The 21,812-nt window shown below is 70.5% G+C and carries 12 protein-coding genes; 5 read left to right on the top strand and 7 right to left on the bottom strand.

Annotated features, from left to right (window positions below; genetic code table 11):
• Positions 1-12: 12 nt before the first annotated feature.
• Positions 13-1,167, top strand: coding sequence for an isocitrate/isopropylmalate dehydrogenase family protein (locus tag IPJ59_RS04950; RefSeq protein ID WP_293269971.1), 1,155 nt, complete (start codon positions 13-15; stop codon positions 1,165-1,167).
• A gap of 642 nt (positions 1,168-1,809) precedes the next feature.
• Here the strand turns inward: IPJ59_RS04950 and IPJ59_RS04945 are convergent.
• Both IPJ59_RS04945 and IPJ59_RS04940 read right to left on the bottom strand, forming a co-directional pair.
• Positions 1,810-4,275, bottom strand: a complete 2,466-nt coding sequence (locus IPJ59_RS04945; protein ID WP_293269970.1) for an ATP-binding domain-containing protein — start codon at positions 4,273-4,275, stop codon at positions 1,810-1,812.
• A gap of 120 nt (positions 4,276-4,395) precedes the next feature.
• Complete coding sequence (locus IPJ59_RS04940) at positions 4,396-6,621, bottom strand: vWA domain-containing protein (protein WP_293269969.1); 2,226 nt, start codon at positions 6,619-6,621, stop codon at positions 4,396-4,398.
• A 362-nt stretch (positions 6,622-6,983) separates the two neighbouring features.
• Between IPJ59_RS04940 and IPJ59_RS04935 the strand changes: the two genes are divergently transcribed.
• Both IPJ59_RS04935 and IPJ59_RS04930 read left to right on the top strand, forming a co-directional pair.
• Positions 6,984-8,990, top strand: a complete 2,007-nt coding sequence (locus IPJ59_RS04935; protein ID WP_293269968.1) for a M20/M25/M40 family metallo-hydrolase — start codon at positions 6,984-6,986, stop codon at positions 8,988-8,990.
• Entirely contained in the window at positions 8,987-10,585 is a 1,599-nt protein-coding gene (locus IPJ59_RS04930; RefSeq protein ID WP_293249673.1) for an NAD(P)/FAD-dependent oxidoreductase, read from the top strand. Before IPJ59_RS04935 ends, IPJ59_RS04930 begins: the two co-directional genes overlap by 4 nt.
• A gap of 59 nt (positions 10,586-10,644) precedes the next feature.
• Here IPJ59_RS04930 and IPJ59_RS04925 read toward each other — a convergent pair whose 3' ends face one another.
• The 3 genes from IPJ59_RS04925 to IPJ59_RS04915 form a co-directional block, all read right to left on the bottom strand.
• Positions 10,645-12,405, bottom strand: a complete 1,761-nt coding sequence (locus IPJ59_RS04925) for a hypothetical protein (protein WP_293269967.1) — start codon at positions 12,403-12,405, stop codon at positions 10,645-10,647.
• 123 nt (positions 12,406-12,528) lie between these two features.
• Positions 12,529-13,362, bottom strand: a complete 834-nt coding sequence (locus IPJ59_RS04920; protein ID WP_293269966.1) for a hypothetical protein — start codon at positions 13,360-13,362, stop codon at positions 12,529-12,531.
• 16 nt (positions 13,363-13,378) lie between these two features.
• The gene (locus IPJ59_RS04915; RefSeq protein WP_293269965.1) at positions 13,379-15,973 is read right to left on the bottom strand and encodes a hypothetical protein; all 2,595 of its coding nucleotides are present in this window, start codon (positions 15,971-15,973) and stop codon (positions 13,379-13,381) included.
• A 135-nt stretch (positions 15,974-16,108) separates the two neighbouring features.
• Here IPJ59_RS04915 and IPJ59_RS04910 point away from each other — a divergent pair, with 135 nt between their 5' ends.
• Entirely contained in the window at positions 16,109-16,624 is a 516-nt protein-coding gene (locus tag IPJ59_RS04910; RefSeq protein ID WP_293249685.1) for a TlpA family protein disulfide reductase, read from the top strand.
• Positions 16,625-16,753: 129 nt separating this feature from the next.
• Positions 16,754-18,316, top strand: coding sequence for a formylglycine-generating enzyme family protein (locus tag IPJ59_RS04905; protein ID WP_293269964.1), 1,563 nt, complete (start codon positions 16,754-16,756; stop codon positions 18,314-18,316).
• 86 nt (positions 18,317-18,402) lie between these two features.
• Here IPJ59_RS04905 and IPJ59_RS04900 read toward each other — a convergent pair whose 3' ends face one another.
• Together IPJ59_RS04900 and IPJ59_RS04895 are read right to left on the bottom strand one after the other, a co-directional pair.
• Positions 18,403-20,484 (bottom strand): S9 family peptidase, encoded by a 2,082-nt coding sequence (locus IPJ59_RS04900; RefSeq protein ID WP_293269963.1) that lies wholly within the window; start codon positions 20,482-20,484, stop codon positions 18,403-18,405.
• Positions 20,485-20,714: 230 nt separating this feature from the next.
• Positions 20,715-21,800, bottom strand: a complete 1,086-nt coding sequence (locus IPJ59_RS04895; RefSeq protein ID WP_293269962.1) for an ADYC domain-containing protein — start codon at positions 21,798-21,800, stop codon at positions 20,715-20,717.
• Positions 21,801-21,812: the final 12 nt, after the last annotated feature.

The following is a 21,812-nucleotide window of genomic DNA, read 5'->3' as shown; positions in this document are numbered from 1 at the left end:
TACACCGACTCCATGTCGTACAAGCTGGTGACCCTCGGTGGCGATGGTACGGGCCCGGAAGTGATGCGCGAGGGCCTGCGTGTGCTGCACGCGATCTCCGCGAAGTTGGAGCTCGCGTGGGACGTCGACGACATCCCGTGCGGCGGTCAGTACTACCTCCAGCACGGGGATCGCGACTGGCCCGAGGGCGCTGAAGCGCGCTGTGACGCTGCAGACCTGATCCTGCTGGGCGCGGTCGGCTGGCCGTCGCCGACCGGCTCGGGCCCGGTGCTGATGAAGGACGGCAAGATGGCCGGCTTCTCGCCGGTGCTCGGCAACCGCACGCGCCTGAACCTGTACGCCAACGTGCGGCCGGTGAAGCTGTACGAGGGCGTGCAGCACCGGATCCACGGGGCCAACAAGCAGGTGTGGCAGCCAGGCCTGGTCGACATGGTGATGATCCGCGAGAACACCGAGGGGCTGTACACGCCGGCCGGCGGCAAGCTGTCGCCGGGCGGGCGCACCGAGGTGGCGATCGACACCCGCGTGATCACAAGGCGGGCGAGCGAGCAGGTGATCCGCCACGCGTTCGAGCTGTGCCGGCGCCGCAACAAGGGCGCGCCGAAGGACGGCAAGCTGCGGGTCACGGCCGTGGTCAAGGACAACGTGCTGCACGGCTGTCAGCTGTTCGCCAAGATCTTCTTCGAGATCGGCGCTGAGTACCCGGAGATCGAGAAGGACACGGCGATCGTCGACGCGTTCACGCAGTGGCTGATCAATCAGCCGGAGTACTACGACGTGGTGGTGACGACCAACATGTTCGGCGACATCGTGACCGACCTGGCGTCGGTGCTGCAGGGCGGCATGGGCATGGCGGTCGGGGCCAACGTCGGCGCGAAGCACGGTATGTTCGAGCCGATCCATGGCTCGGCGCCCAAGCACGCGGGCAAGGACAAGGTCAACCCGATCGCTATGGTGCTGGCGGTGAAGGAGGGGCTCGAGTGGCTGGGACAGCAGCGCGGCGATGCGCGGCTGGGGCGCGGCGCGCAGGCGATCGAGGCGGCGGTGGTCGAGCTGCTCAAGGCGGGGGCGCCGTTGACGTATGACCTCGTCGGCGAGGCGAAGGCGGCGAAGTGCTCCGAGGTCGGGCAGTGGCTCGCCTCGGCTGCGGTGCGGCTGCTCGGGTGACGGCTGACGCCGGGGCCTTGCGGTTTGCCGGACTTCACTCGCAAGGGTACGAGGAGGTCGATGGCCGTTCAGTCCTCGCGCTGGAATGGCACTTCGTGCCACTCCAGCGCTGCGGATTCACGTCCATCGACCTCCTCGCACCCATGCACGCCAAGGCCGTGAACGGCCCCTGCGGCGGCTCTGGCTTGATCCGATCGCGTGGTTCGAAGCGAGGGCCGAGTCGGGCAGCTTGCGGCCTCGGCCGCAAGATGCCCGACACCCTGGAGGCGATACCCGCCGCAGGTCGGTGCGCGGGCAACTGCTTGCGTCGGTGCGGGACATGCGTTCGCGTGGATGTGACGAGCAGCCGCGGTTGGATCTGCGGCGGGTAACGGGTCCAGGGGGTCGGGTCCGCGGCGGCCGTGGCCGGCGCGGATGCGACTCGGGCGTCGCTGTGAACCACGTGATCGCGAGCGAGCCAGAGCCGCCGCAAGGGCCGTTCACGGCCTTGGCGTGCGAGGGTGGGCGAGGGTCGATCCGGCTGAATCCGCAGCAGCGGGGGCGACCGAAGGGAGCACACGCAGCGAGGACTGAAGCCGGATCGACCCTCGCCCACTTTTGCGAGTGAAGTCCGGCAAACCGCTGGTGCCCGCGTTCGAGCGCCTACTCGCTGGCGAGGATCACTTCGTCGGGGATGAGCTTGCTGACCGGGCCGGCGCAGACGAGCCAGAGCTGGTGGGCGGCGCGGGTGGCCGCGATGTGCAGCAGGTGGCGCGACTCGATGACCTCGGGGTAGTTCTGGCCGGTGGGCTCGAGGATGACGACGTAGTCGAACTCGAGGCCCTTGACCTGGCGGACGTCGGTGACATCGATGCCGGGGGTGAAGCTGAAGTCCTGGCGGCCGATGCGGCGCAGCTTGGGGACCTCGGCGATGCGCAGGGCGTCGTGATAGACGTCGGCTTGCTGGGGGTAGCGGGTGACGAGGGCGACGCTGGCGGTGGGCTCGCGCTGCATGAGGCTGCGCAGGGCCTCGGCGAGGAAGGCGACGGCCTCGCCGGTGTCGCCGAAGCTGTAGAAGCCGACGGGGGCGCCCTCGCGGGCGATGAGCTGCTCGGAGGGGTTGTGCAGCGGGCCGAGGACGTGGCGCGAGAGCTCCATGACCTGACGGGTGGAGCGGTAGGAGATCTTGAGCGGCTGGATGGCGACGTGGGGGAGGCCGGCGTCGCGGAGGAGCTCGGGCCAGTCGGTGAAGCCGTTGTCGAAGATCATCTTCTGGGCGCGGTCGCCGGCGATGGTGACGCTCTGGCCCTCGGTGACGCAGTCGAGGAGGACGCGGACCTCGAGGGGGGCGAGGTCCTGGGCCTCGTCGATGACGATGTGCTCGTACTCGAAGCGCTTGCCGCCGACGAAGATGCCGCCGAACTTGAGCTGGAGCAGGCGCAGGAGGATCGCGTCGTCCTCGGGGTCGAGGCCGATGTTGGCGGCGAGCAGGCGGGTGACGCGGGCGCTAGCCGACGCAGGCTGACCGGCCTCGGACTCGGGGCCGTCGTCGTCGCGCTCGCCCTTCGGCGGGCGGGGCTCGTCGTCGATGCTGGGGGCGCCCGAGAGCTCGGGGGCCTCGTCGTCGTCGCGCTCCTCGCGGACGGGCTCGGGCTCAGCGTCGAGCTCGTGCTTGTCGGCGCACCAGCGGACGATCGAGGCGATGTCGGCGTCGCTGAAGTCGGCGGAGGCGGCGGCGTGTTCGCGGATCGCGGTGCGGATCGCGGCGCCGTCGGTCATCAGCTCGAGCCAGTCGTCGCAGACGTCGCGGGTGGCCTCGCGAGCGGCGCGCAGGGCGGTCTCGGCGGCGGCGCGCACGGCCGGCTGGAGGTTTTGCTGGGCGCGGACCCACTCGAGGGTGCGGTCGACGCGGAAGACCGGCGGGAGGTTGGCGCTGCGGCGCCAGGCGGCGAGGACGGCGTCGCCGCCGGGGCGACCGTCGAGGCGCTTCTCGAGGTTGGCCTCGATGTCGATCAGCTGGGCGGCGACGTGGTCCTCCAGCATCTTGATCATGACCGGGTGTTTTTTGAAGCGGCTGACCGGATCTGGGGTGGAGTCGACGTGGGAGATCGGGAGGCGCAGCTTGAGCTTGCGGAGCAGCACGGTGCTCCAGCGGCGGTAGGTGGTGACGGGCACGCCCTCGATGCCGAGCGAGGGGAGGACGTGGCGGATGTACTCCACCAGGGCCTCGTTGAAGACCATGATGAGCATCTTGGTGGGGGCGAAGCGGCGGCGGTCCTGGAAGGCGAGGTAGGCGACGCGGTGGAGGGCGACGGTGGTCTTGCCGGAGCCGGCGCCGCCCTGGATGAGGACGATGCCGGAGTCGGGCTGGGTGATGAGGTTGAACTGCTGCTTGTCGATGAGGGCGGTGATCTCTTGCAGGTGCTTGTCGGCGCGGGGCTCGTCGTCGTCGCCGTGGACGCCGAGCTGGCCGGTGGGGATGCGGGCGGCGGTGCCGACTCCACCCTCGAGCGAGGGCTTGGCGGCGCCGACGGCGTCGCGCCAGCGGCCGAGGCGGTCGCACACGAAGGCGCCCTGGGGGGCGGTGACGCGGCGCAGCTGGGTGTCGGTGACGCCGATCGATCGACGGATGAGGACGCGGCCCTCGAGGCTGCGGGCGTCGAACTCCTCCTCGTACTCGTCCTGCTCCTCGTAGCGGTAGTAGAGGCGGGAGACGGGGGCGTTGCGCCAGTCGACGATCGAGAGGCCGTCGCCGTCGTCGAGGAGGGTGCGCTTGCCGACGAGGACGTCGCGCTGGCGGCCGGACCGGGCCTCGCGCAGGCGCAGGTGGCCGAAGTAGGGGTTCTTCGGGTCGGCGGGGGCGTCGCGGCCCTGGCCGCGGGTGCGGCTGAGGGCCGCGACTTGATGCATCTGCTCGATGAGCGAGGCCTGGTCCTCCTCCTTGGCCTCGGCGAGGGCGTCGCGCAGCTCGAGCATCTGGGCGTCGAGGTCCTCGAGCTGTTCGGGGGCGGTCTCCGCCTCACGCGCGAGCCGGGCCAGGATCCTCCGCAGGATGTCGGCCTCCTCGGCGACGATGCGCTGGCCGTCGGGCGAGAGGGCGGCGAGTTCCGGGTCGGGCTGCTGGGACACGATCGGGGTGCATAGCAAACCAGCCCCGGGGCCACCAGAGTGCGCCAGCAAAAAAAACACCCCCCACGCGCGCGTGGGAGGTGTTTTTCGAGGGCCGGTCCCGGTCGCCCGGGAGTGGCCTTAGCTGCGGCGGCGGCGGCGGATGAAGCCGGCGAGGCCGAAGGTGAGGAGCGTGCCGAGGAGGCCGCGGGTGTTGTTGGCGTCGTCGACCTTGCAGCCGCAACCCTCGTCGTCGATGCCGGCCGTGTCGGTGCCCGAGGAGCCGGAGCCGGAGGCTTCGGTGTCGGAGGAGCCCGGGGTGGTGTTGCCCGGGGTGGTGTTGCCGCCGCTCGTGGTCGGCACGCCGCTGTCCGAGTCGCTGGCGCTGGAGCTGCTGCCCGTCGGGGCGGTGTCGGTGGTGTCGGTGCCCGGGACGGTGGTGACCATCGTTGTGCCGGCCGTGTCGGTGTCGATCGGGTTCGTCGTGGTGCCGTCGCCGGTGGTCCCGTCGCTGCTGCTGCCGCTGGTGGTGCCGTCGGTGTCGGTCATGACGCCGGTGGAGGTCATGTCCACGACGACCGGGTCCGGCTCCTCCGTGGTGGGCTCCGGGATCTGGGCGCAGTCGTTGAAGTTGCAGCACTCGTCGAAGCTGAGCGTGCCGATGATGTCCGAGAGGGCCTTCTCGAGGTCGGCCTGGTTGTTGGCGTCGTAGTAGTCGAGCATGTTGCCCGAGCCCCAGTCAGCCATCTTGTTGAGCTGGTTCACGTCGACGAAGTCACCGAAGCCGATGACGTAGGTGGTGGTGCCGGCGGTGTACATCGTCTGGAGCGGCATCTGGACCTGCGCGTCGGTCGAGTTGTACTTGCCGTCGGTGACCAGGATGTTGATGAACTCGGTCTGGTCGTTGCAAGGATAGATGGCGCCCATCTTCTTGCACTCGATCGTGTAGGACGCGATGTTGGCCTGGACCAGGTTGAGGCCGAGGTGCGTGTAGGTGCCGGAGCCGATGCAGGCCTTGGGCTGCTGGGCGCTGAAGTCACACTTCGGCATGTGGCTCAGGGTCTTCTCGTCGAAGTTCGGCGGGTCGATCAGAGAGCCGTCCTTGAAGGTCCACTTGATCGGCGGCGCCGCGTAGGGGTCGACGCAGCCGGGGGCCTCGCAGGAGGTCTTGGGGTCGAGGGCCCAGGCGAAGTTGTCCTTGCGGCAGGGGCCGTACTGGACGACCAGCTTCTCCTCGGCGGGGGCGTTGTGGCCGAACACCGAGAGGCCCAGGTGGACAAGGTCCTCCACATGGTTCCCGGGGGAGTTCATAATCTCGATGTCGAAGATCGACATGGCGCCGGCGAGGGCGTCGCGGGCCTGGTCCCAGCCGCTCATGCCAGCCGGGGCGTGCTCGGTGCCCATCTTGTAGTTGAGCATCGACGAGGAGGCGTCCATCAGGACCATGATGCGCGGGAGGCCGGGGGTGCAGACGGGGGCGACCACGTCCTGCTGGATCTTGACGATGACGGCCTTGAGGGCGTCGATGAGGGCCTGCGGGTCCTTGGCGCCGATGGCCTTCATGGTGCCGCCGGCGGCGGCCAGGTTGTCGGCGAACATCTGGCCCTCGGCGTCGCCGATGGCGACGACGTAGGTCGGGACGTCCTGGTTCTTGAACAGGTCGCCGGCGGTGATGGCCGGGTCCTGGTTGGCCGGGGCGAGGGTCATGTTGCCCTGCGGGTTGGTCCACTTGCCGTCGGTGACGACCATGAACACGGCCTTGCGCTTGCCGATGTCGCCGGGGTGGTCGGCGTAGGTCTTGGCGAGGTAGGCGTTGGCGAAGTCCATGGCGCCCTTGGTCCAGGTGCCGATGCCGACCTTGTTGCCGCCCGAGGGCGCGCCGGCGGCCTCGAGGGCGGCGACGATGGCGTCGCCGTTGGTGCACTCGATGTAGGGCTTGTTCGGCGGGTTGTCGTCGTACCAGCCGACGTCGAGCTTCTGGCCGTCGATCAGGCCCGAGCTGTCGGCCGGGATCGTGGTGCCCTTGACGTTCGGGTCGGGGTCGTGACCGAAGCGGATGAGGCCGAGGATGAAGTTCTCGGCGATATAGCCGTTGTCGAAATCGATGGCTTGGGTGATCGCCGCGACGGCGCCTTCCCAGCGGGTCGTGTTGGCGTCGAACTGCTCGTTCATCGAGCTCGAGTTATCGAGGATGATGCCAAACAGTGGCTTCTTGAAGGTGCAGTTGCCCTCCTTCTGGCAATCCTTGGGGGCTGCGTCCGCCGTCGGCGGTTCCGAGCCGCCGACGAAGGCCAGGCCGATGCCCGCCAACAGACCCATCTGCACGCCAATCCGCTTCCATGAACCGATCAAACTGAGACGCTTCATCGCTGTGTAATCCTTGCTTGCTAGTTGAGATCGCTGCTGCCCGCTGCTCAGGGGGGGAGGCCTCAATCGTATGCGCACCCTGGAGACTTGAGCCGCGACGTTACGCGACTTGACAGTGGGCGTCAATACATCGGCGGAGCGCCGGGCAACCTGGTGCTGGCGCGTGCTGGGGCCTGCTGCAGCTGTGTGAACCGATGCCGACGGGTGGTCGGCTGGCGGCCCTGGGTGGCGTGGGTCCGCGGCGTGGTCGACGGGCCTGCGGAGGATGCAGAGATGTGAAGCAACGCACGGTCTACGCGCATCGCTGGTGTGATCGCACCTCGGGTCCGGAGATCGCTGCCTCGAGGTTATAAAGCCTGGCGATGCCACGCCTTGCTGCGCTCTCGTTGGCCCTGTTCATGGCGAGCTGTCATCGCGAGGCGGGTCCGTCGCGGCCGCCGACGCCGGAGGTCGCGGTGGCGCCAGTCGCCGCGGCCGGCCTGCAGCTCGATGTCAGGCGCATGGCGGCGGATATCGGCGTGCTCGCGGCCGACGAATTTCGCGGCCGATACACGCTCAGCCCGGACCTGCAGCGTGCGGCCGAATTTCTCGTGCGGCGCTACGGGGAGCTCGGCCTGCAGCCGTGTGGGCCCGGCTTCGCGGTCGACTTCCCGCTGCGGACGGGGGCGCGGCTGAGCTCGCCGGCGCGGCTGGAGCTGGTGCGAGGCAAGCGGGCGACGGCGATGACGGAAGCAGAGTTCGTGGTACTGCCACAGAGCGGCTCGGGGGTGGTGCAGGGCGAGCTGGTGTTTGTGGGCTACGCGGCGGTGTCGGAGCCGGCGGAGCTGGACACGAAGGCCGACGGCGAGGCGACCAAGAAGGAGGACACCAGGGGCGCGAGTGGCAGTGCGGCAGGTGGCAATGCAGTGGATGGCAGCGTAAGTGCCAGCGCGCCCGCCTACGATGACCTCGCGGGGATCGATGTGAAGGGCAAGGTCGCGCTGGTGCTGCTCGAGGCGCCGGGGCGGCCGGACCCGATGGCGATGTTCACGCGGATGCGGGAGGAGTCGGAGGCGTTCGCTACCGTGGCGGCGCCGTTGAAGGCGGCGAAGGATGTGGCGGGGTTGAAGAAGTTGCACGCGGAGGCGCGGGGGCGGCTGCTGGCGATGGTCGAGGCGTACGTGCCGGCCTCGGCGACGGCGAGCGTGTGGCCGCTGCCGGAGGACGTGCTCGCGGTGGAGTACGACCTCAACAAGGTCGCGAGCGGGCTGATGCGGGCGGCGGCGAAGCTGCCGGGCCCGCAATTCGGGTTCTCGGCGGGCAGCGTCAAGGCCAAGGTGGAGCGGCTGGTCAAGGCGGGCGCGGTCGGGGTGATCGTGGTCCGCGGGCCGCGGAGCTTCCTGTCGGCGGGCGAGCGCGAGGCGGATGAGCTGCCGACGCTGGCGAGCGCCGCGGGCGGCAGGTTGCCGGGCGAGCCGCTGGCGGTGCCGGTGGTGCAGATGAAGTGGAAGCGGGCGGAGCAGCTGCTGGGCAAGCCGAAGCTCAGCAAGTTGCAGGCGCAGATCGACGCGGAGAAGCGGCCGCACTCGCGGGCGCTGGGGCTGACGGTGTCGCTGGCGGTGGCGGTGGAGCCGGTGACGATCGCCGTGCCGAACGTGCTGGCGAGTCTGCCGGGGGGAGATCTGAAGCAGGAGATCGTGATGATCGGCGCGCACTACGACCACATCGGCGTGGAGGGGCTCGGGCAGTGCGGCGCGGCCGGGGACGACAAGATCTGCAACGGGGCGGACGACAACGCCAGCGGCACGGCGATGGTGCTCGAGCTGGCCCGGGCGTGGAAGCAGAGCGGCAAGACACCGCGGCGCACGATCGTGTTCACCCACTTCGCGGGCGAGGAGCTCGGGGTGCTCGGCTCGAAGGCGCTGGCCGAGGCGTTGCCGTTCGGCGACGCGCGCGTGGTGGCGATGGTCAACCTCGACATGGTCGGCCGGCTCGGCCCCAAGGGATTGGCGATCGGCGGGCTCGGCTCGAGCGACGCCTGGATGCCGCTGCTCGACAAGATGGGCAGCGCGGGCCTCGAGATCCTCTACGAGGGCAGCGTGGCGACCCGCAGCGATCATGCGAGCTTCTATCGCAAGGACATCCCGGTGCTGTTCTTCTTCACCGGGGTGCACAGCGACTACCACCGCCCGGGGGACCACGCCGACAAGATCAACCTGGTGGGCATGACGGCGATCGGGGAGATCGTCGGCGGGGTGATGCTGGCGCTGGGCGACGGACTGGCGGTGCCGTGGAAGCCGGCCGGGCCGCAGGGGGGCCTCAGTCAGGGGCTGCCGGGCAGTGATCCGAAGACGGTGATCAAGCGGGTCAAGGCCGCGGACGCGTCATGAGCGAGCCGCTGCGCGTCCACGTCGACCTGCACCCGGACGCGCTGCTCGACCCGGCGGCGCTGCGGAGGGCGGGGGCCCGCGCGGCGAGCTTGCCGGAGTCGGCGGTGCGCGGGGTGACTGTGCTGCACCGGGCGATCGACGCGCGGCGCGGGAAGGTGCGGGTGCACGCGGAGCTTGAGCTGCGCCTCGAGGACGCGCCGATGTTGGGTCAGGTGTATCGGCCGACTGCGCTGCCGCGGCTCACGGGGGCGCCGCCGGTGGTGATCGTGGGGGCCGGACCGGCGGGGATGTTCTGCGCGTGGGGGCTGGCGCGGGCGGGTATTCGGGCGGTGGTGCTCGAGCGCGGGCGGGCGGTGCGGGAGCGTCGGCGGGACCTGGCGAGCCTGAGCCAGCGCGGGGCGCTCGACCCGGAGAGCAACTACTGCTTCGGCGAGGGCGGTGCGGGCACTTACTCGGATGGGAAGTTGTATACGCGGGCGAGCAAGCGGGGGCCGGTGCGGCTGGTGCTCGAGGCGCTGACTGGCTGGGGCGCGCCGCCGGAGATCCTGGTCGACGCGCGGCCGCACATCGGGACCAATCGTTTGCCGCGGGTGATCACGACGATGCGCGAGGACCTGGCGGCGGCCGGGGTGGAGATCGTGTTCGAGGCGCGGGTCGACGGGCTGGTGCTCGCGGGTCGTGAGGTCCGCGGGGTCCACCTGCGTTCGGGCGAGCTGTTGCCAGCGGCGGCGGTGGTGGTGGCGCCGGGGCACTCGGCGCGCGACGTGCAGCGCTGGTTGCGGGCGGCCGGGGTGCAGATGAGCTTCAAGCCGTTCGCGCTCGGGGTGCGGGTCGAGCACCCGCAGGCGCTGATCGACCGCTTGCAGTACGGGTCGCTGGCGGGGCACCCCGCGCTCGGGGCGGCGGCGTATCGCCTGGTCGAGCAGACGCCGGGCGGTGCGGTGTTCTCGTTCTGCATGTGCCCGGGCGGGTACATCGTGCCAGCGGCGACGGACGCGGGGATGCAGGTGGTCAACGGGATGAGCCCGAATCAACGCAGCGGTCGCTTCGCCAATTCGGGCCTGGTCACGGAGATCGGTGCAGCTGCGCTGTCACAGGCGGGGTATGACCCGGGAGATCCGCTGGCGGGGGTGGCGTATCAGGCGGCGTTCGAGGCCGCGGCGTACGTGGCGGGCGGCGGTGATTTTGTCGCGCCGGCGCAGGGGCTCGCGGACCTGGTGGCGGGGCGGATGTCGCGGGGGTTACCGGCGACCAGCTATCACCGCGGGTTGATGTCAGCGCGGATCGATCTGCTGCTCGGTCCGCTGGCGCCGGCGCTGCAGCACGCGCTGCGGGCCCTGGGGCAGCGGATGCCGGGTTTTCTTGGGCCCGAGGCGGTGGCGGTCGGGCTCGAGAGTCGCACGAGCTGTCCGGTCCGCGTCGAGCGCGACGCGGAGACGCTGGCCTCGCCGAGCACGCCGGGGCTGTATCCCTGCGGCGAGGGGGCGGGCTTCGCGGGGGGCATCGTGTCGGCGGCGCTCGACGGGCTGCGCGTGGCCGAGGCGGTGGCGCGGCGGCTCGGGGGGCGCGCGGAGGCGGTGGCGGCGGGGCTGTGATCCGGGGCTGGTCGATCGGACAGGTCGTCAGGGACATGTCCGTGGGGACAGGAGCACCGCTAGCGGAAGCTGCGGGCGACCAGCCAGCCGCACAGGGTGGAGAGGCCGGGGAGGAGGCACCAGGGGTACATCCACCAGAAGCCGGGGAGGGCGGGGACGAGGGCGCGGCCGGCTTCGGCGCCGCGGCGCAGGCCGCCGGACGGGGGTGCGACGCAGAGCTCGCGGGGGGCGATGGTGGTGTCGGCGGTGAAGCGGACGCGGTCGGCGAGGTCCCAGATGCGGAGGAGTGCGGCGCGGCGGACGGACTCTGGTTCGGGGTTGTGGTGGATGAGGTAGGGGAGGCGAGGGACGCGGTGGCGGAGGCGGTCGACCGGGGCGAGCAGGACGGTCTGCCAGCGCCTGGGGTGGCGGGGTCGCTGCTCGGGGGGCATGGGCTTCGACATGAGGAAGCGCCAGGTCGCGTCGAGCTCGCTGCCGGAGAGCCAGGCGATGTAGACGGCGAGCATCACCTGGACGAAGGTGCCGACGTTCATCAGCGCGTCGATGCTGAGGTGCATGATGACGCCGACGCCGAGCCACAGGCGCTTGCCGAGCAGCCAGTCGAGGGCGATGCGGTGGGCCCGTGGGCGCCAGCGGCGGAGCGCGAGGTAGGCGGCGAGGGCGAGGGTGGGGACGGCGAGGGTGAGCGTGCTGCCGAGCACGGCGACCTGGGCGGGGGTGAGTCGCCAGGGCCCGTTGGCGGGGTCGTAGAAGTAGATCGCGGTGAGGGCGGTGAGGTAGGCGGCGATGCCGACGAGGCCGACGAGGCAGAGGTACGACAGGGCGCGGCGCCAGGCGGGCGCGTGCGGCCAGCTGCCGTCGCTGCGCTCGCGCTCGTGGGCTCGCACGGCGGCGCCGATGAGGGCGACCGGGAAGGCGAGCTCCCAGAAGCGGGTGATCCAGGTGGCGATGGGCAGGGCCCAGATCGATTGCAGGAAGGTGACGAGGTAGATCTGGGCGGGGTGGCGGTAGAAGTGGTCGAGGTTCAGGGCGAAGAACAGGGCCGTGCCATCCATCCAGGTGTGGCCGCTCTTGAGGGCTCCGGTGGCGCAGTAGATGATCGTCAGCTGGAGCATCATCAGGCGCAGGGGCCAGGCGGCGATCGGGCGCAGCGGGGGGATCTGCGGGGCGCCGGCCAGCACGGCCCGCTTGCGGCGCCACCAGCTGTCGAGCGAGTAGGCCTCGCCCCAATTGCTGAGCATGCCGAGGAACAGGAACACGCGGACGACCGTGTCGCCGCCGCTGTAGAAGATCGGGCTGTAGATGTAGATCGAGTTGACGAGGAACCAGCTGACGATCGTGGTGACGCGGGTCTTGACGCCGGCGATCATCAGGGTGAGCGCGGCGATCGTGGCGGCGTAGACCGTGAACACGAAGGGCGGGTCGGCCCGGATGTGGAACAGCGAGAAGCGGTACCACAGCGCGAGCAGCCAGTCGTACCAGTGCTCGACGCCGTGCTCGGGGTCCCAGATCAGGCGAAACTCGCCGCCGTAGTTGCGGCGGGCCATCTTCGGCAGCCACAGGCCCTCGTCGGTGAACAGGAAGCGGGCGAGGGGCAGCAGGTCGACGATGGTCCACAGGACCACGCCGCCGAAGACGATGCGCAGGAGGCCGGCCGGGCGCGGGTCGACGCGCTGGAACCACAGGCGCCGCCACAGCTCGGGGCGGACGATGAAGAACAGCAGCGCGAGGGCCAGGGCGAGCCACAGGACGGAGGTCGCGACGCCGAGGTGGGCGGCGACGTCGACGGGGGGCGCCTTGTCGGCGGCGGGTCCGAGCATCACTCGCCTCCTTCGGCGGCGGGGCGACGCTCAACGATGGGCGCCTTGTCGGTGGTGGGTCCGAGCATCACTCGCCTCCTTCGGCGGCGGGGCCGTGTGCATCACCGCGAGCACCTCGATGCATCACTCGCCTCCTTCGGCGCCGGGGCCACCCTCGACGGGGAGGAGCGGGGGCTCGTCGGGCATGAGGGCGCGGCGGCGCTCGATGGTCTTCTCGCGCTGTTCGGCCTTGTCGTGCCAGGTCTGGATGATGGCGTCGCGGAACTCGCCGGGCGCGAGGGGCGGGAGGCCGTGGCGGGCGCGGACCTCGTCGGGGAGCTGGGCGTGGACGGTGGAGGCACACTCGACGCTGGGGAGGTGCTCCTTGGTGAGCTTGAGCTGCATGGGGTCGAAGCCCATGTAGGGGATGACCTTGGCGGGGTGCGGGACCTTGGTCCACATCTTGACGAACTTGACGCGGACGGGGGCCTCGCCGTTGTGGTGGAGGGCCCAGTCGCGGCAGACCCAGGCGGCGTAGTGTCGCTGATAGCGGTCCTGCTCGAGCAAGCGGCGGTTGATCTTGCCCATGCGATCGTAGAACACGTAGGGGTATTCGCGGCGGCCGTACATGTCGTGCTGGAGGTCGTACACGCTGCCGTCGGCGAGCTCGACGAAGACCTGCAGGAACATGTTGCTGCGGTGCGGGTTGGGGGCGAACATCGACCAGCTCTGGATGTTCGAGGTGGCCCGCATGTACGCGCCGACCCGCAGCTTCTCGGCGAGGCTGCGGCTGAAGTTGGCCGCGAGCCCGCCCGAGGGCGTGGTGTGCTGGAGCAGGGCGATCACGTGGTAGAGGATGAAGAGGCTGCAGAGGACCAGACCGAATGGCTTGTAGGCCCAGCGGCGACCGTCCGCGGCGGCGACCGTCAGCGGGGCGCGCAGCAGCGACTCGGTGAGCTCGGGGTCGGGGGTCGTCACATGTCCTCCGGGACAGCTACTCGCCGTCGTCCGCGTGCTTCGCGGGGGTGTCGTCGTCGGCTGGGGTGGGGCGGGCGATCGGCGGCGTGCGGGTGGCCTCGGTCGGCGGGCCCGAGCCGCCCCAGTCGCGGCGGTTGGCCCAGCTCTTGCGGCGGGTCTCGGCGGCCTTGGCCTCGCGCTCCTTCTCGGAGGCGAGCTGGGCCTCCTCCTCGGCGGTGAGCGGCATGCCGCGGCGGAGCTTCATGAAGGGCGGGAGGTCGCCGGCGAGCGGGCAGTTGTGGGTCTCGACCAGCTCGTCGGTGACCTTGAGCTTGGTGGGGTCGTAGTAGCCCTTGGCGGCGACCTGCTCGGGGCTGGGGATGCGGGTGCTGAGCTTGTGGATCTCGACGGCGGCGGGCTTCTCACCGGTCTCCAGGTACCACTCGCGGCAGTGGAAGTTGGCCCAGTAGCGGAGGTACCACTTGCCCTTGCTGACCATGCGGCGGTGCATCTTGCGGGCGCGGTCGTTCCAGATCCACGGGAAGGGTCGGTAGTCGAAGGCGTTGTTGCCGATGTTCCAGCGCTCGCCGGCCTGGGTGACCACGACGGTCTTCATGAAGATGTTGGCGCGCGGCGGGTTGGGGGCGAACATCTTCCAGCTCTGCGAGGTGCCGGTGACGCTGAGCCAGCCGCCGAACAGGGCGCGGGTCGGGCTGCGCCAGTTGCTGAAGATGTTGTAGTTGGGGGCGAGGCTGAGGCCGACCGAGAGGCCGTGGGCGACGACGAAGGCGAGGATGACGGCGCGGAGGACGGGGCCGTGGGCCAGGGCCGGGGCGCCGCGCTGCGGGCGGGCGCGCCACAGGCGGAAGGTGACGCCGACGGCGAGGACGAGGCCGAACCAGCCGTACACGAGGGTGCCGAGCTCGCGCTCGCCGGTGGCGCGCTGGTAGATCAGCCACGCGAGGCCGAGGCCGAGGAGGACGACGAGGAGGTCGGGGATCGATCGGCCGCGCGGCGGGATGTCCTCCGGGGCCTGGGCCGGGCCGGCCCACTGCTGGGCCCGATCGAGCCACGCGGCGGGCAGGCGGCGGCCGAGCGGCGAGCGGCGCACGAGGGCGACCAACCAGCGCAGCGCCGCCGCATACTCCTCGCCGGTGAGCCACGCGGCGTAGGTCATCAGCATGATGAAGGGGAACATGCCGATGTTCATGAACAGGATCAGGAAGCCGTGGAAGATCAGGCCGAGCGTGAGCCAGACGCGGCGGCCGAGCAGCCAGCGGCGCATCGAGGCCTGATCGAAGGTCCACGGGGTGCCCAGGCGGGCGGCCAAACGGGCAGCCAAACGAGTGGGCACGCGGGCGGTGAGGCGAGCCGGCAGGCGCAGGCGGAGGGGCCAGCGGCCGAGCGCGTACCACAGCGCGGTGAGGCCGGGGAGGACGCCGGCGAAGGCGGTGTGGACGCTGGCGAGGCCGTCGCTGACGAGCTTGGCGGTGGCCTCGGCGGTGGCGTCCTTGGGGATCTCGACGCAGTAGGGGTAGGCGAGGACGACGATGCGGTAGATCAGGAGGTAGCAGGCGAGCAGGGCGGCGCGGCCGAGCCAGAGGCGCCAGGCGACTCGCTGGGCGCGGTGCCACGGCTGGTCGCGGTGGTCGAGGCCGAACTTCAAGATCATGCCGAGGCCGAGGGCGGCGAAGCAGCACTCCCACCACAGGGTCACCCAGGACATCAGCCGGAACACGTTGGTGCCGAGGCTGGCGGAGACCATCTGCGTCCACAGCTCGAAGCGGTAGAAGTGGTCGAGGTTGAGCGAGTAGTAGAGGGAGTCGCCCTTGGCCCAGACGCTGCCGGTCTTGACCATGCCGGTGCTGGTGTAGATGGCGATCAGCTGGGCCATCATCAGGTAGCGTGGCCAGCTCGGGACCAGGGCGTAGACGGGGGCGCGGCCCGGTGAGGGCGGCAGGCCGACCTCCTGCAGGCGGCCGCGGCGGCGCAGCCACCAGCAGCGCACGAGGTTGTCGACGCTCCAGGCGGCGCCGGTGCGGGCGAACAGCAGGATGAAGAAGAAGGCGCGATAGACGGTGTCGGTGCCCTCCATGTAGAGGGTGTTGTGGTTGTAGACCGTCGACATCATCAGCCAGGCGAGCAGGCCGGTGACGCGGCTCAGGACGCCGAATGCGTAGAGCAGGCACACGCCGAAGAACACGAGCATGAAGCCGTCGACGAAGTCGGGGGAGGCGTCGATGAAGAACACCGAGTGCTTGCCCCACAGGAACTTGAGGTAGGCCCAGTGGTCGAGGAAGCCGTCTTCCGGGGTCCAGCCGGTGAGCGAGGAGCCGCCCATGCGGGAGCGGGCGTCCTCGATGGTGAACATGCCCTCGTCGCTCCACAACATTCGCCAGTAGGGGCGCATGTTCCAGAAGCACTGGATGGTCATGAGGCCCATGCCGATGCGCATGACGGCGAACATGCGCGGGTCCTCGAGGGCGAGGAGGCTGCGGCGGACGGACTCCATGCGGGTGGCCAGCCAGGCCAGGAGCAGCAGCAGGGCCGCGAAGCACAGCCAACCGACCTGCGAGCTGAGCTCGGGCGGGACTCGGCTGTAATTCGGGATCTCCGAGAGCAGGGCGAGCAAGCGCGGAAGATATCACGGCGTCCATAGGGGCCCGCGCTGGCGTGATGGGGTCGCTGCGCAAGGGCTGCGTGAACGGGCGCACAATTCGCATTTCGTTCGGGGGCCTGGCGATGTTGCTGTGCGACACTGCGGCGCGTGCTGCTTCGCCTCGCTCGGGTGCTGGCGTGTTGGATCGTCGGTGCGGCGGCGCTGGGTTGCGCTGCGGGGGGCTTGCCGCCGTCGGAGCCGGGGCCGGCGCTGGGTCGGAGCTTGCCGGAGTTCACGCGACGCACGCTCGCGGGGAGCTCGATCTCCAGCGAGGCGCTGCGCGGCAAGATCGTGGTGGTGGAGTTCTTCGCCCAGTACTGCAAGCCGTGCTGGACGGCGCTGCCGCAGGTGCAGCGGCTCGCGGCGGGTGACCCGGAGCTGGTGGTGCTCGGCGTGGGCGAGGATGAGTTCGCCAGCGAGACCGAGATGATGGCGCAGCAGCTGGGGCTCAGCTTCCCGGTGGTGCACGACGCGGGTAACGGTTTGGCGGCCCGCTTCCGCGTCGGCAAGATCCCCGCGACCCTGCTGCTCGACCGCAGCGGGGTGGTGCGCTGGCAGGCGCGGCCGGGCGACGGGGTGGTCGAGCTGCGGCGGGCTGTGGCCGCGCTGCGCAGCGGCGGGTGAGCGAGGGCGCATGATGTGGCCGCGCTGCGCAGCGGCGGGTGAGCTGGGTGCATGAGTCGCAGGGATTGGCCACATCGCTGGGGCGTATGAGCGCTTCCCGGGGGGCCGGAGTTTGGCTACCGTGGCGTGGTGCGCGTGGTGCTCGCAGCGTCGCTGGTCCTCGGGGCCATGTCCTTTGGGACAGGTTGTCGCGGGCGCAACCTGGCGGCGGGGCTGGCGGGGACGCCGGCGGTGGAGGGGCAGGCGCGCTGCGGGGTGACGAAGAGTCAGGCGCGGCCGCTGATCATCGAGTGGCCGTCGCCGGAGCGGGCGACGCTCGAGGGGCTGGTGGAGCGGGGCTCGGGGCTGGTGGCGGTGCGCTACGAGGGCTGCGAGATGGAGCTGGTGCGGCGCTGTCAGGTGGCGGGCGCATACCGTTACACCGCGGTGGAGCCGAAGCGCGACGACCAGATGTTTCGCAGCGCCGACGAGCTCTACGCGAAGATCCCGATCGGCGCGGCGCAGCTGGAGGCCGAGCTCGAGCGGCACGGCGCGCTGGCGCTGGAGATGACGGTGGTCGGGCACTACGAGGCGGCGCGCGAGCAGGTGACGCGGGCCGAGCTGCGCGGCGAGTGCGAGCGGGCGACGCATGTGGTCTCGATGGTCACGGTGGGGGCGTTCAAGCTGTCGACGGCGGGCGGGGCCGAGGTGTCGGCCGGAGCGCGGGTCGCCGGGGGTCCGGGGGTGGGCGCGGGCTCGTCGGCGGAGCGGGGCTTCGAGCGCAGCGACGGCGAGCCGGGTCGCTGCAGCTACAGCGGGGGCGGAGACTCGGCGCCGCCGGAGCGCTGCGGGGCGCTGCTGCGCCTCGAGGTCGAGCCGATCCGCGAGCCGGACGAGGTCAAGGCGGAGCGCGAGCGGCGGCCCTGTCCGCGGGGCAGCGTGCTGGTCGAGGGCGGTCGCTTCCGGCCGGTGACGGTGCGCGAGGGCATGGTCGCGATCGCGGATTTTTGCCTCGATCAGGACGAGGTCAGCGTCGGGGCGTACGCGGCGTGCGCGGATGATGGGCCCTGCTCGGACGCGCCGACGACGGTGCAGGCGGAGGATCTGACTCCGAAGGCCCGGGCGGCGCACAGCCAGCTGTGCAACGGCGGCCGCCGGGTGCGAGGGAAGCACCCGGTGAACTGCGTGACCTGGCATCAGGCCGAGGCCTACTGTCGTCACCGCGGCGGGCGCCTGCCGACGGAGCACGAGTGGGAGTGGGCGGCTCGCGGCGGCGACCAGGAGCGCAGCTACCCGTGGGGCGAGGAGGAGCCGGGGCCGCGGCTGGCGAACGCGTGCGGCCGCGAGTGCGCGCGGCACTTCGAGGACACCCACGGCGAGGCGTGGCCGAGCCTGTTCGATGCAAACGACGGGGCGGTGGGGACGGCGAAGGTCGGGAGCTACGCGCGGGGGGCCGGGCGCGGGCGGGTGAACGACCTCGCGGGCAACGTGTGGGAGTGGACCGCGAGCCCGGAGATCACGTATCGCACGGAGCTCGATGAGCGTGCGGGCGAGACGGTGGTCGGGGTGCGGCCCGATACCGGCAATCGCGTGGTTCGCGGCGGCGGCTTCCTCAGTGAGGAGGTCAAGGAGCTGCAGAGCGGCGCGCGGGCGCTGCGGAACCTCAAGGAGCGGCGGGCGGACCTCGGCTTTCGCTGCGCCTTCGATCCGTGAGATGTCCGAAGGGACAGGTTAGCGATGGAACGGCGGACCTCGGCTTTCGTTGCGCCTTCGATCCGTGAGATGTCCGAAGGGACAGGTTAGTGCTTGAGCGGGGGTGTGGTCGCAGCGGGCGTGGTTGGGCGGGCGACGGACATCAGGAAGTCGAAGCGGGTCTGGTAGAGCTTGCGCTGGAGGGAGAGGCCCTCGATGTGGTGGCCCTGGCCGGCGAACTCGACGTAGGTGACGGGTTTGCCGAGTGCGCGGGCTTTGTCGGCGAAGGCCCGCGACTCGCCAACGGGGACGCGCCAGTCGTTGGCGCCGTGGGTGAGGAGGAGGGGGGCCTGGAGGCGGTCGACGTGGGACAGCGGGCTGCGGTCGCGCATGCGGGCGAGGTCGGCGGGGACGGCCGGGTCGCCGCTCTCGAGGACGACCCAGTCGGGGATGTTGCACTGGTCGTGGAAGCTCTTGATGTCGGAGAAGCCGGCGTGAGAGAGGCCGAAGCCGAAGGGGTAGCTGTCGTTGCGGTCGTTGGTGGTGGGCGGGAAGGTGAGGGCGCGCATGGTGGCGTAGCCGCCGTGGCTGCCGCCGTACACGCCGATCTGCCTCGGTGTGAGGCCGAGGTTGCGCTCGGTCCAGCGGGCGACGTGGAACAGGTCGACGATCTCGTCGCCGCCGAGGTCGCGGTCGTTGAGGGCCATGAAGGCCTTGCCGAAGCCGTCGCTGCCGCGCACCGAGGCGGACACGACGGTGAGGCCGGCGGCGCACATGATGTGGTCGAAGGTGCTGTAGCTGTTCTCGCCGCCGTAGAAGGACTCGACGAGGGCGAGCTGCTTGCTGCGGTCCGCGAGCGGGTGGATCGGCCGCAGGACGAAGGCGTGGAGCTCGCGCGGCTTGCCGTTCACGCGGTCGAAGGTCGGGATCTTCACGGCCTCGGCGCGGCACTGGACGATCTGGGCGCTGAGGGCCGCGGGCAGGGAGATCACGCGCTGGTTGCTGAGGCCGGCGGCCTTGCCGTCGCTCGGGGCGAGGGTGGCGAGGTTGGCCTCGAACACGAGGTCGGGGGCTTCTTGGGTCCACATCACGCGCGCGCCGTGGCCGTCGATGACGTCGGCCTTGCCGCGCTGGGCCTGCTCGCCGAGGATCTTGCCGCTGCGCGGGTCGACCAGGGCGAGGGTCGAGCCCATCGGCGAGCGGTGGACCGCGAACACGCCGGTGTCGACCAGGCGGGCGGAGCTCAGGTCCTCGGTGAAGCGGGTCAGCTGGCGGACCTGCCGGGTCTTGCGCGAGTAGCTGTGGAGGTTGCCGAAGCCGTCGTCGTTGGCGGTGAAGAGCAGGCCGTCGCCGTCGACCCAGCCCTCGAGGGGGCTGGCGTCGGTGCGCGGCTGCCGGGGGTCGGTGAGCACGCGGACGACGGGCTTGGCGGCGGTGAGGTCGACGGCGACCAGCTGGACGCGGTTGCGGTCGCCGTCGACCTGGGCCTGGAAGTAGACCTCGCTGGCGTCGGGGGCCCAGCGGATGTCGGCCCAGGTGAAGCGCAGGGCCTGGGTGTCGCAGACGACCTCGCGGCTGGCGCGGGTGGTGACATCCATGACGCGCAGGCAGCTGCGGAAGGGGGCCTTGGTGCCGCTGCGCGGGAGGTAGGCGACCTGGGTGTCGTCGGGGGAGAAGCCGAGGCCGTAGACGTAGTCGTGCTGGGTGACCTGGGCGAGGGCGCCGGAGCGGAGGTCGAGGGTCCAGAGGTTGGTCTGCTCGTCGTTGCGCTCGTCGGCGTGCAGCCACAGCGTGTCGCTGGCGGCGTGGTGGTGCAGGCTCCACAGGCTGCGCTTCGACCAGTCGACGTCGCTGATGGTGGTGGCCCTCGTGAGATCGAAGGGGACCGCGGCGGCGCGGAGGTCGAGCATCTTGAGGGTGTAGCGGTCGCCGGTGGCGAAGAAGAACAGGCGCTCGGTCTTGAGGCTGGGCATCCAGCGCTCGAAGGGGAAGCCGGCGAGGAAGGGCTCCAGGTCGACGCTGCGGTCGAAGTAGCGGACTACGCCGGTGCTGACCGGGGCGACGGGGTCGCCGAGCGGGGGCGTGAGCGCGGGGTAGGGGCGAGCCTTGACGGGCGGGGCGCAGGCCGCGAGCGAGGTGCAGGCCGCGAGCAGGGCGAGGGCGGCGATCGAGCGGAGCTGCGGACGCATGGATCCCCAGTAGCAGCGCGGCGGCGTCGCTGACAAGGGGCGCGGGCTGAGGTGGATGGCGCGGCGGTGGGCGCTAGCCCGCGAATTCCGGGTAGCCCCGACTCAGCCGTGGAGGCAGCCCTTCCGTGAGACGACGGGTTGCGGTGGGCGTGACATGCGAACGCCGCGAGCGCAGGGCTGCGTCGCGGCGGCGGTGTGTGGTCAGGGGCCCGAGGGCGCCCGGCCGGGCCTCAGTAGGCCGACGGGTTGCTGTTCGGGACGACCTGCGTCATGAGCAGGCCGCCGTACTGGCTGGGATTGTTGTTGGGGGTGCCGTTGGCCAGGCCGTCGTTGGTGCAGTACGGCAGCGAGGCGGCGCACCAGATGCTGCTGCGCGGCCACCACAGCTTGCGCGGGGTGTTGAGGCACACGGCGCCGTCCGGGCCCCACTTGGCCTCGATGCCCCAGTTGGTGTCGGGGGTCTGCTTGCCCCATTTGTCGGAGATGTCGATCGGGTTGCCGTTCGAGGTGTGGGTGACACCGTCGCCGCAGTAGTCGGCGCGGATCATCCGCATCGCGGCCTCGTGGGCGTCGGCGTCGACCCACGGCTCGTAGCCCCACTCGACCGCCTTCGCCAGCGCCGCGCCGCGGCAGGCCCAGGTGAACTTGCCAGTTCCGGGCTGGCGGATCGCGGTCTCCGGGTCCCAGGTGCCGGGCAGCGCGATGGCCTGGGTCGGGTTACCAGCGCCGTCCCTGCACAGCGTCTCGAAGTTCCCGTCATCGTCCATCTGGTGCACGGTATGGAAGTACACGTTGCTCTGCACGCCGCTCTGCACCACGGAGAGGATCTTGAAGGTCAGATCGACGCCTCCGTTGGTCAGCGGGTCGAAGTTGAGCTGGTAGATCGTGTTGGCGAGCTGGGCGCCGATCTTCGTCGACGAGCCGTCATAGGCGCTCAGCAGGCTTCCGTTGATGATCTGGATGTTGGAGAGCGGCGTGCCGTTGAGGTGCACCTGGGTCGTCAAGGCCCCGTTGACGCGCCCGTTCCCCGCGCCGAGCTCGGTGCCGTTGAGATTCCGGCCGTTGAGGTTCCGGCCGTTGAGGTTCCGACCGTTGATCGACGTGCCGTTCGTCCTGGTGCCGTTCTCGACCGCGCTACGGAAGGTGATCTCGTCGTCGACCGGCGTGAAGTCGAGGTGATCGTCGTCGGCCGCCTCACCCTTGTTGAGCACGTCGACGTTGAGATCGTCGCCGATCTCATCACAGCCGGTGATACCCGGAGACGCTAAGAGGACAAACGCAAACCCCACACTTCCGAACTGCCACTTTGTAGACATACCTACCTCCAC

The sequence above is a fragment of the Nannocystis sp. genome (assembly GCF_016714285.1).
Lineage (GTDB): Bacteria > Myxococcota_A > Polyangia > Nannocystales > Nannocystaceae > Nannocystis.
Note: the sequence above shows the minus strand (reverse complement) of the source record. Positions and strands in the feature narration are given on the sequence as shown.

What these genes read in the sequence shown, in the direction of transcription:
- IPJ59_RS04950 (WP_293269971.1), top strand. Translation starts at nt 13, where the DNA reads ATGTCGTACAAGCTGGTGACCCTCGGTGGCGATGGTACGGGCCCGGAA.
- IPJ59_RS04940 (WP_293269969.1), bottom strand. Translation starts at nt 6,621, where the DNA reads ATGAAGCGTCTCAGTTTGATCGGTTCATGGAAGCGGATTGGCGTGCAG.
- IPJ59_RS04935 (WP_293269968.1), top strand. Translation starts at nt 6,984, where the DNA reads ATGCCACGCCTTGCTGCGCTCTCGTTGGCCCTGTTCATGGCGAGCTGT.
- IPJ59_RS04930 (WP_293249673.1), top strand. Translation starts at nt 8,987, where the DNA reads ATGAGCGAGCCGCTGCGCGTCCACGTCGACCTGCACCCGGACGCGCTG.
- IPJ59_RS04925 (WP_293269967.1), bottom strand. Translation starts at nt 12,405, where the DNA reads ATGCTCGGACCCGCCGCCGACAAGGCGCCCCCCGTCGACGTCGCCGCC.
- IPJ59_RS04900 (WP_293269963.1), bottom strand. Translation starts at nt 20,484, where the DNA reads ATGCGTCCGCAGCTCCGCTCGATCGCCGCCCTCGCCCTGCTCGCGGCC.
- IPJ59_RS04895 (WP_293269962.1), bottom strand. Translation starts at nt 21,800, where the DNA reads ATGTCTACAAAGTGGCAGTTCGGAAGTGTGGGGTTTGCGTTTGTCCTC.